The sequence below is a fragment of the Mesorhizobium sp. B1-1-1 genome (assembly GCF_006442955.1).
Classification (GTDB): Bacteria; Pseudomonadota; Alphaproteobacteria; order Rhizobiales; family Rhizobiaceae; genus Mesorhizobium.
Genome location: NZ_VFWW01000003.1, coordinates 1 through 12402 on the forward strand (window position 1 = coordinate 1; position 12402 = coordinate 12402).

At 65.0% G+C, this 12402-nt stretch carries 16 protein-coding genes and 1 tRNA gene; 8 read left to right on the forward strand and 9 right to left on the reverse strand.

The features are described 5' to 3' along the window. Positions 1-87: 87 nt before the first annotated feature. The 4 genes from FJ986_RS05545 to FJ986_RS05565 all read right to left on the reverse strand — a co-directional run bounded on the left by FJ986_RS05545 (position 88) and on the right by FJ986_RS05565 (position 3653). Positions 88-164, reverse strand: a tRNA-Arg gene (locus tag FJ986_RS05545). Positions 165-292: 128 nt separating this feature from the next. After that, positions 293-1123, reverse strand: a complete 831-nt coding sequence (locus FJ986_RS05550) for a DUF429 domain-containing protein (protein ID WP_140673636.1) — start codon at positions 1121-1123, stop codon at positions 293-295. A gap of 17 nt (positions 1124-1140) precedes the next feature. Next, positions 1141-2064: a DUF1003 domain-containing protein gene (locus tag FJ986_RS05555; RefSeq protein WP_140673638.1), complete on the reverse strand. Its 924-nt coding sequence runs from the start codon at positions 2062-2064 to the stop codon at positions 1141-1143. A 758-nt stretch (positions 2065-2822) separates the two neighbouring features. Beyond that, on the reverse strand, positions 2823-3653 hold the full coding sequence (locus tag FJ986_RS05565) for a D-alanyl-D-alanine carboxypeptidase family protein (RefSeq protein WP_246681776.1): 831 nt from the start codon (positions 3651-3653) through the stop codon (positions 2823-2825). Between the two features lie 271 nt (positions 3654-3924). Between FJ986_RS05565 and FJ986_RS05570 the strand changes: the two genes are divergently transcribed. The 3 genes from FJ986_RS05570 (at position 3925) to FJ986_RS05580 (ending at position 6179) form a co-directional block, all read left to right on the forward strand. Next, a complete protein-coding gene (locus tag FJ986_RS05570; protein ID WP_140673642.1) occupies positions 3925-5028 on the forward strand; it encodes a hypothetical protein in 1104 nt (367 codons plus the stop codon). Positions 5029-5155: 127 nt separating this feature from the next. Then, positions 5156-5767 (forward strand): nucleoside triphosphate hydrolase, encoded by a 612-nt coding sequence (locus tag FJ986_RS05575; RefSeq protein ID WP_140491298.1) that lies wholly within the window; start codon positions 5156-5158, stop codon positions 5765-5767. Between the two features lie 94 nt (positions 5768-5861). Further along, a complete protein-coding gene (locus FJ986_RS05580) occupies positions 5862-6179 on the forward strand; it encodes a hypothetical protein (RefSeq protein ID WP_140559001.1) in 318 nt (105 codons plus the stop codon). Between the two features lie 56 nt (positions 6180-6235). On the opposite strand, the gene FJ986_RS05585 is transcribed toward FJ986_RS05580, so the two are convergent. The 3 genes from FJ986_RS05585 to FJ986_RS05595 form a co-directional block, all read right to left on the reverse strand. After that, positions 6236-6940: a glutathione binding-like protein gene (locus FJ986_RS05585; RefSeq protein ID WP_140673644.1), complete on the reverse strand. Its 705-nt coding sequence runs from the start codon at positions 6938-6940 to the stop codon at positions 6236-6238. 191 nt (positions 6941-7131) lie between these two features. Then, a complete protein-coding gene (locus FJ986_RS05590; protein WP_140491304.1) occupies positions 7132-8340 on the reverse strand; it encodes a beta-ketoacyl-[acyl-carrier-protein] synthase family protein in 1209 nt (402 codons plus the stop codon). A 4-nt stretch (positions 8341-8344) separates the two neighbouring features. Continuing rightward, positions 8345-8599 (reverse strand): acyl carrier protein, encoded by a 255-nt coding sequence (locus FJ986_RS05595; RefSeq protein ID WP_140491308.1) that lies wholly within the window; start codon positions 8597-8599, stop codon positions 8345-8347. 203 nt (positions 8600-8802) lie between these two features. Between FJ986_RS05595 and FJ986_RS05600 the strand changes: the two genes are divergently transcribed. The 5 genes from FJ986_RS05600 to FJ986_RS05620 are packed head-to-tail and all read left to right on the forward strand — an operon-like array spanning position 8803 to position 11172. Then, entirely contained in the window at positions 8803-9645 is an 843-nt protein-coding gene (locus tag FJ986_RS05600; RefSeq protein WP_140673646.1) for an urease accessory protein UreD, read from the forward strand. A 28-nt stretch (positions 9646-9673) separates the two neighbouring features. Continuing rightward, the gene (locus FJ986_RS05605; RefSeq protein ID WP_013891781.1) at positions 9674-9976 is read left to right on the forward strand and encodes an urease subunit gamma; all 303 of its coding nucleotides are present in this window, start codon (positions 9674-9676) and stop codon (positions 9974-9976) included. 10 nt (positions 9977-9986) lie between these two features. Further along, complete coding sequence (locus tag FJ986_RS05610; protein ID WP_140524172.1) at positions 9987-10241, forward strand: DUF1272 domain-containing protein; 255 nt, start codon at positions 9987-9989, stop codon at positions 10239-10241. 31 nt (positions 10242-10272) lie between these two features. Next, positions 10273-10860, forward strand: coding sequence for a HupE/UreJ family protein (locus FJ986_RS05615; RefSeq protein ID WP_140524173.1), 588 nt, complete (start codon positions 10273-10275; stop codon positions 10858-10860). A gap of 6 nt (positions 10861-10866) precedes the next feature. After that, positions 10867-11172, forward strand: a complete 306-nt coding sequence (locus FJ986_RS05620) for an urease subunit beta (RefSeq protein ID WP_140491317.1) — start codon at positions 10867-10869, stop codon at positions 11170-11172. A gap of 80 nt (positions 11173-11252) precedes the next feature. On the opposite strand, the gene FJ986_RS05625 is transcribed toward FJ986_RS05620, so the two are convergent. Then, the gene (locus FJ986_RS05625) at positions 11253-11741 is read right to left on the reverse strand and encodes a hypothetical protein (protein ID WP_140673648.1); all 489 of its coding nucleotides are present in this window, start codon (positions 11739-11741) and stop codon (positions 11253-11255) included. A gap of 132 nt (positions 11742-11873) precedes the next feature. Further along, positions 11874-12239, reverse strand: coding sequence for a hypothetical protein (locus FJ986_RS05630; protein ID WP_140491321.1), 366 nt, complete (start codon positions 12237-12239; stop codon positions 11874-11876). Positions 12240-12402 lie beyond the last annotated feature (163 nt).

Consider the following 12402-nt stretch of genomic DNA (forward strand, 5'->3'; position numbering starts at 1 on the left):
CATCGACAACCCGTTCGGCACGAGGTTGTCACCCATGTCTTAGGTACATTCTGTTACCTATGTCTCCGGGCCGTACACGGGAGAAACTGGCGCACCCGACAGGATTCGAACCTGTGACCTCTGCCTTCGGAGGGCAGCGCTCTATCCAGCTGAGCTACGGGTGCTTCCCGGCGGGCCGGAAAACGAACCGGGTGAACCGGCAAGTCACGGCTTCTTAGCGGAAGCGGGCCCGGGCTTCAACGGGCAATTGGAGTTCGGCCGCATCCAACGGCACGCCGGAAACCTGGGCGGCTTAGCTGATCGGCACCCCGCGCAAAATTGCTGCCGCCGTCAGCCTCTCATGAACGCCGTTGATCGCCGGAGCGATCATGTAGCCACTATCCAGATCTCCAATCATTACAGACAGCTCGCGCGGGGCAGCCAACCAGTGCAATCCGACGAGCCCGCAGATGATCGCGTCAACCTTGTCCTGGTCGGCCTTTTTCGGCGATCTCAGCGCTGAATGTGCCGTGCACCATTGTTCCAGTTGGTCGAGCGCTCTTAGCGTTCCGAATTGATGGATTGTCGAGCCAACCGCCTGCCAGTCCTCCTCCCTAAAGCGTTTTCGTCTCGTTGGATTGTACTTGGGAGCACCAAGTCGGCGGCAGAATGCACGGTCAATGGTTGCCAGCGCCAGCGCAGGAAAGACTTCGATGAGGAAGAGCCCGGTCGAAGCGGTTCGGGCTAAATCCGGGTCTTCGATAGCTCCAAGATCCCTCTTGAAGCGCCAGATCGGAGCCGTGTCGTCAAACATTCCCAGTTTCGAGCGGTTGGCCGGCTGCACGCCTCCGCCAATCCAGGAGATAAGTGCGCCGGCAACCTTGTCGACCGGACGCGAGCCGCTGGTGTTTGGCACGATGGTCGGTTGGTCGAGCGCCACCAAGCATTTATCGGTGTCCGAACGCTCTCCTCGAATTATTTCAAGTGCGTCGCCAAATGACGCGAGCCGAGGCTCGAGGTACAGCCGTGCTCGCAGTCCATCGATACGGATAACGCAAATCGCGCCAGGCGCCTTGGGGCTATCTGTCCAGGCCGAGTCAAAGCCAACAACTGAAATGGAGCAGGTACTCAAGTCGGGTTTCATCTCGTCTTCGCCACCCCTCACCCGCCCGCCTCGCTCTTCACCGTCCGCCTCCTCACGCCTCTTGCCGCGCGCTTCGCCTTCTTCGCGCCGGTCAGCTCATGCATGGCGTCGAGCTGCATCTGCTGCATCTCGGCCAGGCGCGTCCATTGGCGCGAGATGAGGTAGTCGAGCTTTTCGTGCAGATGGCGCACTTCGAGCTCGGCCTTGAGGTTGACGCGGTAGTCGTTGAAGGAGCGCAGGCGGTCTTTCACCTCCTGGCGCTTCTGGCTCATCATGATGATGGGCGCCTGGATGGCGGCGATGCAGGAGAGCAGCAGGTTGAGCAGGATGAAGGGGTAGGGATCGAAGGCGCGGTTCAAGCCCTCGAACAGGTTGATGGCGATCCACACCAGGAGCACGCCGGCGAACGAGATCAGGAACCACCAGCTGCCGCCGAAGGCCGCCATGTTGTCGGAGACGCGATCGGCAAACGAGCGGTGCTCCTCGAACTCCTCTTCCGAGTTTTCCGAAATCGTGTCCTGCCGGGCGATCGATTCCACCACCTGGCGGTCGAGCTCGGAGAATTCGCCGTGCTCCTGCTGGAGCAGCTCCTCCATGTAGCGCATGCGGTAGCGGCCGAGCTCCTCGCGGCTGATGCGGGCGCCATGCGGCAGGCCCGGATGGTCGGAGCGGATGCGGTCGGCCAGGCTCGGGCGCAGGTCGTCGATGCGCACCAGGTCGCGCTTGCGGAATTTGCGGCCCGAGATCGCCGACGGTCTTTTCTTGGGCTTGGCCCGCGAGGCTCCGGGCAAGGCGGGCTCTGAGTCCGGCACTTCCGGCGTGTCGAAATGCTCGTCCGAAACCCCGTGCAGGTCCTCCCCGGTGGTCGGCGCCTCGAAATATTCGCCGCCGCTGTCATTGTCCGCCGCCTGCTGCTCTGACGCCTTGGGAAGGGTGCTCATGGTGCGGGCTCCTGCTGTGGTGGAAGACGATAGACCGATGCGGCGATGCTTAGCCAGCATCGCGGCGATTTGCATGCCTATGCCACGCCTTGCGGACGATTGCGTGACAGGAAGGGGCAGCGGGCCGCCTTTCGGGGCTCGCCTGGTAGAGAGACATTCGAGGTTGGCGGCGGCTCTGTGAAATCGTCATCAACCCCTGAGGAACCATAACGGGGGCGAAGCTCCGTCGCGGAGCCTGGACCCATTCCATGACATTGGCCTCGGTGGAGCAGAATTGCGAACCGTTGCGGCGCCTGCCGAGTCGCGGCATGGATCCTCGCGCCGCGTCGCTACGCTCCTTGCTCCGCCCGTGGATGACGAAGTGATTGGCCGGCGCCTGGGCGACGGCAACAAAAACCCGCCTTGCGGCGGGTGGCTGGCGCAAATCAGCACCATAGCGAGAATAGTAGCATAGTTGCCTTCAACCTGTCAAGAAAAAATTCCTATCGGGTCAAGTCGACGCCATCGCCCGCTTTCGAGCGACTGCGCCGCCCCTCACTGTCCTGCCGGACATCTCTCCCCGTAGAACGGGGAGAGAGGGGCTGTTATCGCCGGTTTCGCCAATCACCAACGCTGCAAAAAGGGTGCCGAGGTTGCGATCAGCTCCTTCTCCCCGTCACTATACGGGGAGAAGTGCCTGGCAGGGCGATGAGGGGCGGGACCGACTTCGATAGTTGAGCAAGCTGGTCCGAAGCGAGGCAGCCCCGCAGTTCGCCCGCTCACTGCTGTTCGGCGTACATCACCCTGGTCGGGGCGTCGGCAACCGCCGGCGATAGGTTGCGCTGGATCAGCGCCTCGACATGGTCGTTGCGCTGGCGGGCGCTGTCGGCGCCCATCACCACCACGATCAGCTGGCGGCCGTCGGCTTCGTAGGAGGTGACGATGTTGAAGCCGGAGGCCCTGATATAGCCGGTCTTGATGCCGTTCACGCCGCGCACGCGGCCGAGCATGTCGTTGTGGCCGCGCACCAGCCGGCCGCGAAACATGAAGTCGCTTTCGGAAAAATAGTGGAAATGCTGGGGGAAGCGCTGGTGCAGCGCCATGCCGAGCACCGCCATGTCGCGCGCGCTGGTGACCTGGCCGTCGTCGGGCAGGCCCGAGGCGTTGCGGAAAATGGTGCTGGTCATTCCGAGCTGGCGCGCCTTCGACGTCATCACGGCGGCGAACTGCTCCTCCGAGCCGCCGAGATATTCGCCCACCGCCACCGCCACGTCATTGGCCGACTTGACGACGATGGCGCGGATGGCGGAGTCGACGTCGATCGTTTCCCCGCGCCGGAATCGCAGCTTGGTCGGCGGCTGCGAGGCGGCATGGTCGGAGACCGGGATCTGCGTTTCCTTGGAGACGCGGCCGCTCTCCATCGCCTCGAACAGGAGGTAGAGCGTCATCATCTTGGTCAGCGAGGCCGGATAGCGCTGCGCCCTCGAATTGACCTCGAACAGCTGCTTGCCGCTTCTGATATCGACGACGATGGCGGCGTATTTCTGCGGCGGCGCCGGCACGGCGAGCACAGAGTCCGGCGGTGTCGTGGTCGAGCAGCCCGCAGCCATCAGCAACAGGCCAAGGGCGACGAAAAGTCTCTGGACGAGCGGAAGGCGACGCAAGGGGGACAAGGACAGGTCTGTTCTGGCTGGGCTGTTGCTGAGATGCGGCGAAGCTAACGTAACCCGCCAGCCGCGTCCATTTGGTTAATGGCGCTAGCCCCAGCTTTGTCTGCTTTCGCAAGCTTGCGTTCCAAGGTGATGCAAAATGCCGGTCGCGACGCTTGCGCAACCGGTGGCGAACGGTTCTTGTTGCGCCTTCGGATTCGATGAGAGCGCTATGGATACGGTCACCCTCAAGGCACGCGGCATTTCGGTTTCGCTGGACACCACGGTCGGCCATATCGCCGACATGGTGGTCGAGGACGGCGGGCGCCAATTGCGGCCGCTGCACCGCGCACCCTGGGTCGGCGCGCCACGCGACACGCTGCCGGCCGACTTGCCCGAGGGCACGGTGCGACTGTCCGGCGATTTCCTGTGCGCGCCGTTTTCGCGCAGCGATGTCGAGGAAGCGCCGCTGCATGGCTGGCCGGCCAACAGCGCCTGGGACGTCACCGAAAGCAGCGCCGTGGACGGCGGCTGGCGAGCCGTTTTCCGGCTGCGCCGCAAGGTGATGGGCGCGACCGTCGACAAGATCCTGACGCTGCGCGACGGCCATGCCTTCCTCTACCAGGAACATGTGTTTTCCGGCGGCCACGGCGCGATCTCCGTCGCCCATCATCCGATGACGGCGATGACGGATGGCGGCCGGCTGGCCTTTTCGCCAAAACGCTTCGCGGCCTCGCCCGCCGATCCGCTGGAGCCCGACCCCGCGCGCGGCCGCTTCCTGCTCGCCTATCCCGGGCGCAGCAGCGATCTCGGCCATTTTCCCGCCGCCGGCGGCGGCACGCTCGACCTGACGGATTACCGCATGGACGACCGGCGCGAGGATTTTGTCACGCTGGTCGAGGCCGATCATGGCGGGCCGGGCTGGACGGCCCTGGCGCGCCGGGCCGAGGACGATCTGGTTCTGGTGCTGAAGAACCCGGCCGAGCTGCCGGTCACCATGCTGTGGTTCAGCAATGGCGGCCGCGACTACGCGCCGTGGAGCGGCCGGCATCTCGGCGTGCTCGGCATCGAGGACGGGCGCACGGCGATAGGCCATGCCGCCTCGATCGGCGACAACTGGCTGACGCGCGAAGGCGTGGCGACGGCGTTCGCGCTCGGCGAAGGCCCCAGCGTCTCCTTCCGCCATGTCATCGGCGCCCTGCCGCTGTCGGGCGGCGAGCCGCCGCAGGAGGTCACCACGGCGGACGGCCGCATGCGGCTCCTGGGCGGAGGCTCGGCGCGGGAGGTGCCGTTCGACAGCGATTTCCTGCGCATCGGGCAGGCCGCGGCTGGTTGAGTGGATGCTTCGAACGTCGGCTTTTGACATTTGACACGGCCCCTTACCCAAAATGCCGGTTTGAAATTTCCGCCGAGTGCCGCCAGAATAACGGTCGCGCCAACCATCAGGGGCAAGCGAGGCCGCCATGTCCGAAATCGCCCATCTCGCCGCCACCATCTTCAAGCGCGCCGGCAAGGCAAAGCGCTTCATCGTCGCCATTGCCGGTCCGCCGGGGGCCGGCAAGTCGACATTGTCGGCCAGCCTGCACGATCTGCTGCCGGAAGGCGCCGTCGAGGTCGTGCCGATGGACGGCTTCCACTATGACGACGTCGTTCTCAACCAGCGCGGGCTGCGCGCGCGAAAGGGCGCGCCGGATACGTTCGACTTCGGCGGCTTCGAGACGCTTCTGAAGCGCATCCGGGCCGGCGAGCCCGACATCGCCATCCCGGTGTTCGACCGCGGCATGGAACTGTCGCGCGCGGCGGCGGCGATCATCGGCGCGGAGACCAAATTCATCCTGGTCGAGGGCAATTACCTGCTGCTCGACGAGGAGCCGTGGTCGCGGCTGGCGCCGCTGTTCGATTTCTCGATCTTCGTCGAGGTGCCGCGCAACGAGCTCGAGCGCCGGCTGATGGAGCGCTGGCACGAACATGGCCGCTCCGAGGAGGATGCGCGCGCCTGGATCGCCTCCAACGACATGCCCAACATCGAACGCGTGCTGGCGCGGCGCCGGGCGGCCGACCTGGTGATTGGTTAACCTGCTTAATTGTCGGTATTTTTCGACGGGAACCTTAAGGGGTTTCGCACCGTTATGGCCGGGAACCGATTGTCCTGCGTAAGGGGATTTTGCAATGGCAACCAAGGCAAGAAAACCCGCGACCGCCAAGACCAGGACGACAAAGACGACGCAGGCGAAAGCCGGCGCTGGTCCGGCGATCGCCGAACGTTCGAAGGACGCAAAGCCCAGCTTCGGCAAGGCCGCGCCTCGGAAGGTCGCGGCCGCGGCCGCAAAGCCGGCCAGCGCGCGCAAGCCGGCGCCAGAGAAATCCGGCGCCGTCCGCACCGTGGCAAGCGTCGCGGCCGGCGCGGTGGTGGCGACGGCGCGCGGCGCCGCTTCGCTGGCGGCTTCCGTGATGGGCAAGGGCGGCCCGAAAGCCAAGGCGAAATAGCCCAGCCGAGTCGGCCAAGGCTACGATATCCCGCGCCCCAGGGCGGCCGGGCCGCTTCAGCCCTTTGCCGGGATTGTCAGGCCCTTCTGCACCGCCGGCCGAGCCAGGCCGCGCTCCAGCCATGCCGCCACATGCGCGAAATCATCGAAGCCGACGAGGTCGCGCGCTTCATAAAAGCCGATCAGGTTGCGCACCCAGCCGATGAGCGAGATGTCGGCGATGGTGTAGTCATTGTCCATGATCCATCTGCGACCCTTCAGCCTGCCGTCGAGAACGCCGAGCAGGCGGCGCGATTCATCGCGGTAGCGCTCCAGCGGCCGCTTGTCGGCAATCTCACGGCCGGCGAATTTGTGGAAAAAGCCGACCTGGCCGAAGATCGGGCCGACGGCCGCCATCTGGAAGAACACCCACTGGATCGTCTCGTAGCGCAGCGCCGCGTCCGCCGGGACGAGCAGGCCGGTCTTGTCGGCGAGGTAGAGCAGGATGGCGCCGGACTCGAACAGGCCGATCGGCTTGCCGTCGGGACCGTTCGGATCGATGATCGCCGGTATCTTGCCGTTGGGATTGAGCGACAGGAATTCCGGCGTCCAGCTTTCGTTTTTGCCGATGTCCACATAATGCGGCTCGTAGGCCAGGCCGATCTCTTCCAGGGCGATCGATATCTTCACCCCGTTCGGGGTCGTCGCCGAATAGAGCTGGATCCGGTCCGGATGCCTGGCCGGCCAGCGGGCGGTGATTGGAAAGGCGGACAGGTCGGCCATCGAGAACTCCTGGGCGGGATTTCGCACCGAGCGGCGCGGTCTGGGTGGGGTCGGCAAAGAATTAGGCGTACGCCCCGGCACGATCAATGCGGCGTCAGGCGTTTGGCCGTGCACGCACAGTCAACAAATCGAATGATGCCGGCATCGGGAGCCGGCAGATTGACCTGCCGGGCAGAACACGATCGCCGGGATCAGATCGCCTTGAAGGCCAGCACCGCATTGGTGCCGCCAAAGGCGAAGCCGTTGCTGATGGCGGCGCGCACCTTGCGCTCGCGCGCGACGTTCGGCGTCACGTCGAGATCGCAATCGGGGTCGGCCTCGCGGAAATTCGCCGTGGGCGGCACCACGCCCTCTCGGATCGCCATCACGCAGGCGATCATCTCCAGCCCGCCCGAGGCGCCAAGGCAATGGGCATGCATCGACTTGGTCGAGGAGACGGAAAGCGAGCGCGCGTGCTCGCCGAAGACGCGCTTGATCGCGGCGGTCTCGATCTGGTCATTGGCCTTGGTGCCGGTGCCGTGCGCATTGAGGTAGTCGATGTCCTCGGGATTCAACCCGGCGTCCGCCAGGCAGAAACGCATCGCCGCTTCCGGCCCTTCTATGGTCGGCGCAACGATGTCGGAGGCATCGGCCGAGAGGCCGGCGCCGACGATTTCGGCGAGGATGTTTGCGCCGCGCGCCACCGCATGATCGTAGCTTTCCAGAACCGCCATGCCGGCGCCTTCGCCCAGCACCAGGCCCTGACGATCGGCCGAAAACGGCCGGCAGGTATCGGGCGACAGCACGCGCAGAGCCTCCCACCCCTTCAGCACGCCCCAGACCAGCGGCGCCTCGGTGCCGCCGGCGACCATGACGTCGGCGCGGCCGAGCCTGATCTGGTCGACCGCCGATGCGATGGCGTGGTTGGCCGACGAGCAGGCCGAAGTGACGCCGAACACCGGTCCGCGCAGGCCGAGATGCATGCTGACCTGGCCGGCGGCGGCGCCCGGCATGACCTTCGGCACCGTGAAGATGCCGGCGCGATTCTTGCCCTCGATCAGGATGGCGCGATAGTTCTCCTCGACCGTCTCGAAGCCGCAGACGCCGATGCCGATAACGGCACCCATGCGGTAGGTATTGTCCGCATGGGCGGCCAAACCGGACTGCTGTAAGGCTTCGCGGGCGGCAATCACCGCCAACAGGCTGAAACGGTCCATCGACACCAGCTGCTTGCGCTCGATGCCATGGTCGGGCAGCGCCTTGATCTCGCAGCCGATCTTGACCTTCAAATCGTGCAGGAACGGGTTGTCGATGGGTCCGATCGCCGAGCGGCCGGCGCGCATCTCGGTCCAGATCGCCGGCACGTCTGTGCCAAGCCCGCACAAACCGCCGATGCCGGTAATGACGACGCGCTTGTGCATCCGGTCAGGCTTTTTTCGCGATCAGCGCGCGAACGGCCTCGACCATGTCGCCAACATTCTTCAGGTTGCTCCAGGCATCGACCGTGTTCATCTCGATCTCGATGCCATACTGCTCCTCGAGATCGAAGATGATCTCGGTCAGTTCCAGCGAATGGATGCCGAGCGCCGTCAATTCGGTGCTGGTGGTGATCTCCTCGCCGCCCGGCTCGGCATGAGCCTTGATCTTTTCGATGATTTCGGTCGCCAGTTGGTCAGCCATTCGGTTTCTTCCCCACTTTGTCGTTTCCCGACGCCAACTGAACAGCGCCCTTTTTGTCCTCGATATCAGGCCGCGACCGTCGCCTTGGACCCCCGCCAGGCGTCGCATGAGCGTACCAAGGTGGCTCCCTCTATAGAAACGGAAACGCCATCAAGCAACAAGCTATATATCGACAAAACCGCCGCGGTGCTTAACCTGACGGCGTGGATACGATCGAACATACCCGATTTTCGGCCCCGCCGGCGCAGCGGGCGGCCGGACTGGCGCAGCTCGCCTGCGCCAGTCAAGACGGCCGCACACGGCTTCGCCGCCTCTATCAGGACGGTTCCGCCAAGATAAGGATGCCGGCCGTTTCCGGCGGCCCGCTGGACGCCGTGCTGATCAACACCGCGGGCGGGCTGACCGGAGGCGACCGCCTCGGCTGGGAGATCGACGTCGGCGCGCATGCCAGCGCCACGATAACGACGCAGGCCTGCGAGAAAATCTATCGCGCCGCTTCCGACCGGGCCGAAGTCAGCGTCCGGCTAACGGTCGGCGAAAACGGCCGCGTCGCCTGGCTGCCGCAGGAGACCATCGTTTTCGACCGATCGGCCTTTGCCCGCACGCTCGACCTTGATCTTGCCGCCGGCGCCGAGGCGCTGGTGCTGGAAGCCACCGTCTTCGGCCGGACGGCGATGGGCGAACGCGCGGTCCAGGGCGGCTTTCACGACCGCTGGCGCATTCGCCGGGGCGGGACTCTCATCCATGCCGAGGATTTCCGCATCGGGCCCGACATCGCCGCGACCCTGGCGCGTCCGCCGATTGCCGGCGGCGCCGTCGCGATGGCGACGGTGCTATTGATCTCGCCGCGGGCGGAAGCGCTTCTCGATCCGGTTCGGGAGATCATCGGCGGCCAGGGCGGCGCCAGCACCTGGAGCGTGCAGGAATCTGGCAAGCTTCTTGCGAGGCTTTATGCCGGCGACGGCTACCGGCTCCGCCAGCATCTGGTTCCGCTCGTCGGCTTGCTCAACGGAAAGGCGGGGCTGCCCAAAATATGGTCACTGTGATCGTGTCCGCATCATTTCAGGGAAACGCATGAACCTGACGCCGAGGGAAAAGGACAAGTTGCTGATCGCCATGGCGGCGATAGTGGCGCGCAAGCGGCTGGAGCGCGGCGTCAGGCTCAATCATCCGGAGGCAATTGCGCTGATCACCGACTTCGTCGTCGAAGGCGCCCGCGACGGCCGTCCCGTCGCCGAGCTGATGGAAGCCGGCGCCCACGTCGTCAGCCGCGCCCAGGTGATGGAAGGCATCGCCGAGATGATCCATGACGTGCAGGTGGAAGCGACATTCCCCGACGGCACCAAGCTGGTGACCGTGCATGAGCCGATACGGTGAGGAGACAGATATGCTTGAGCTGCGCCCGAACTGCGAATGCTGCGACAAGGACCTGCCGCCGGAAGCGACGGATGCGCTGATCTGCACCTTCGAATGCACCTTCTGCGCCGATTGCGTGGAAGACGTGCTCGGCGGCGTCTGCCCCAATTGCGGCGGCAATTTTTCGGCACGGCCGATCCGTCCGCCGGCAATGCTGAAGAAGTATCCCGCTTCGACCAAGCGCGTCCTCAAAGCCGAGAGCTGCGGTCCGCGCGAGGCCGCGTGACCTCTGCGCTCACCAACGAAAGGCAAGTAGAATGATCCCCGCCAAACGCCTGTGCCTCTCTGCGATTCTGCTCATGGCAGCCGCAATGCCCGCCTACGCCCATGTCGGGGCCGGCACGACCTCCTCCTTCGCGGCCGGCTTCATGCATCCGCTCTCCGGCCTCGACCACATGACGGTGATGGTCGCGGTCGGCCTGTGGGCGGCACAGAAAGGCGGCAAGGCCATGTGGGCATGGCCGGCGGCCTTTGTGGGCGTAATGCTGGCCGGTGGCGCGCTCGGCATGCTGCATGTGCCGCTGCCCTTCGTCGAGCCGGGCATATTGGCGTCGGTGGTGGCGCTCGGATTGTTCGTGGCGCTGGCCGTCGATCTTCCTGTCACGGCCGGCGTCGCCATCATCGGCGCGTTCGCGCTGTTTCATGGCCACGCCCATGGCACTGAAGTGCCGGAAAATGCCGCAGGGCTTGAATATATGGCCGGCTTTGCCGTCGCCACGACGCTGCTGCACGCCGTCGGCATCGCCGCCGGGCTTGGCCTCGGCAGGCGATTTCGCGTGCTCGTGCGGGCCGCGGGTGCCGCCTGCACGGCGATAGGGCTCGGCCTCGTCTTCGGCGCCGTGTGACGAACGATGATCCCAGGTGAAATCATTCCCGCCGACGGCGACATCGACCTGAACAAAGGCCTGCCGACGGTTACGCTCAAAGTGGCCAACAGCGGCGACCGGCCAATCCAGGTCGGCAGCCACTATCATTTCTTCGAGACCAATGAGGGCTTGAAATTCGACCGCGAACAGGCGCGCGGCATGCGCCTCGACATCGCCGCCGGCACCGCCATGCGCTTCGAGCCCGGACAGGAGCGCGACGTTACGCTGGTGCCGCTGGGCGGCAAGCGCGAGGTCTATGGCTTTCAGCAGAAGGTGATGGGCAGGCTGTGAGGCCGAGGGCGTCTCATGCGCGGCGTGCAAAGAGGGCAAAGGGCTTTCGGGCCAGCACGAAAGCGAGTTGTGCCCTCGGCTCAATCGGACGGCTTGGCCGCCGCATAGATGACGATTTTTCCGGGGTCGTCGAATTCCACGGCGAGAACGTCCTGCGCAAGCACGCGTCGCGAGTCGATGGCGTTGAACAGCAGCGCGTTGGCCTCGATCTCCTTGCGCAGCTCCGCAATGTCGTCCTGATGCTGCTTGACCTTGGTTTCGATCGCCGGCGGCGGACCGCCTTCGGTGCGCGCGGCATCGGTCAGGAACACGATGTCGACCTTGTCGAGCTTGGAGGTCTTGCGCACCGTGCCGATGTTTTCACGCGTCCGGTCGATCGCCCTGGCAACTTTGCCCGCTTCGGCATCGCTCCTGGTTTCTTCCTGCTTGACGTCCGAGCCGATGATCCGGTTGACGGTCTCGGGACTTTCGAGTCCTTGTGCGTGAAGGGAGGCTCCGGGGCTGCCCGCCGCCAGCAATGCCATGGAGGCGAAGGCATAGAGCCGTCTCTTGCCGGGGTTGATCGCCATCGCTCGCTCCTGGACGGGTTCATTTCGCGGCGCCGTTCAGCGCCGATAAAACGAAACGGCTCCTGCCCGGCCAAGGTTCCCTTCCAGATAGCGCGGGCGGACCGGACGACGGCCCGCCGCGCAGGCGCGCCGTCAGCTCGCCTTCTTGGTGATCAGGGTCAGGGCGCCGTTGGGCTCCATGCTGGCCGCGACCACCTGCGCCGAGGTCATTCCCTTGGCCTCGAGAGCGGATTTGACCTTGGGCGTGGCATCGATCGAGCTGCGCAGCTTCTGCAGACCGGCATCGCCGCGCTGGGCGATCACCTGATTGACCTGCGTCTGCGTGTCCTTCGGCAGTTCGGTGATGTCGACGATGTTGACGCTCTGGATCGTCGGCGCGGCCTGCTGCCCGCCGGGGGCGGGCGCGGCCGGCGCTGCCGGAGCGGGCTGCTGCTGGGCAATGGCGGCACCCGCCAGCATCAGGGTGGCGGCAGCGGCGAGAACTATCGTTTTGCGCATGGATTTTCCTTCCATCGATTTGGCAAACGGTCGTTTTGGGGTGACCCTCCAACCTCAACCGCCAAATGGGATCAGAAGGTGTCGGCCAGCGGGTCATTGCGTGACCATTGGATGGCAGCAATGTGCAGCGCGGTTTCACCAGCACCGCAATTCGGGAGCAATC

Coding starts and splice junctions, on each gene's coding strand:
- FJ986_RS05550 (WP_140673636.1), bottom strand. CDS start 1,123: ATGAAACCCGACTTGAGTACCTGCTCCATTTCAGTTGTTGGCTTTGAC.
- FJ986_RS05555 (WP_140673638.1), bottom strand. CDS start 2,064: ATGAGCACCCTTCCCAAGGCGTCAGAGCAGCAGGCGGCGGACAATGAC.
- FJ986_RS05565 (WP_246681776.1), bottom strand. CDS start 3,653: ATGGCTGCGGGCTGCTCGACCACGACACCGCCGGACTCTGTGCTCGCC.
- FJ986_RS05570 (WP_140673642.1), top strand. CDS start 3,925: ATGGATACGGTCACCCTCAAGGCACGCGGCATTTCGGTTTCGCTGGAC.
- FJ986_RS05575 (WP_140491298.1), top strand. CDS start 5,156: ATGTCCGAAATCGCCCATCTCGCCGCCACCATCTTCAAGCGCGCCGGC.
- FJ986_RS05580 (WP_140559001.1), top strand. CDS start 5,862: ATGGCAACCAAGGCAAGAAAACCCGCGACCGCCAAGACCAGGACGACA.
- FJ986_RS05585 (WP_140673644.1), bottom strand. CDS start 6,940: ATGGCCGACCTGTCCGCCTTTCCAATCACCGCCCGCTGGCCGGCCAGG.
- FJ986_RS05590 (WP_140491304.1), bottom strand. CDS start 8,340: ATGCACAAGCGCGTCGTCATTACCGGCATCGGCGGTTTGTGCGGGCTT.
- FJ986_RS05595 (WP_140491308.1), bottom strand. CDS start 8,599: ATGGCTGACCAACTGGCGACCGAAATCATCGAAAAGATCAAGGCTCAT.
- FJ986_RS05605 (WP_013891781.1), top strand. CDS start 9,674: ATGAACCTGACGCCGAGGGAAAAGGACAAGTTGCTGATCGCCATGGCG.
- FJ986_RS05610 (WP_140524172.1), top strand. CDS start 9,987: ATGCTTGAGCTGCGCCCGAACTGCGAATGCTGCGACAAGGACCTGCCG.
- FJ986_RS05615 (WP_140524173.1), top strand. CDS start 10,273: ATGATCCCCGCCAAACGCCTGTGCCTCTCTGCGATTCTGCTCATGGCA.
- FJ986_RS05620 (WP_140491317.1), top strand. CDS start 10,867: ATGATCCCAGGTGAAATCATTCCCGCCGACGGCGACATCGACCTGAAC.
- FJ986_RS05625 (WP_140673648.1), bottom strand. CDS start 11,741: ATGGCGATCAACCCCGGCAAGAGACGGCTCTATGCCTTCGCCTCCATG.
- FJ986_RS05630 (WP_140491321.1), bottom strand. CDS start 12,239: ATGCGCAAAACGATAGTTCTCGCCGCTGCCGCCACCCTGATGCTGGCG.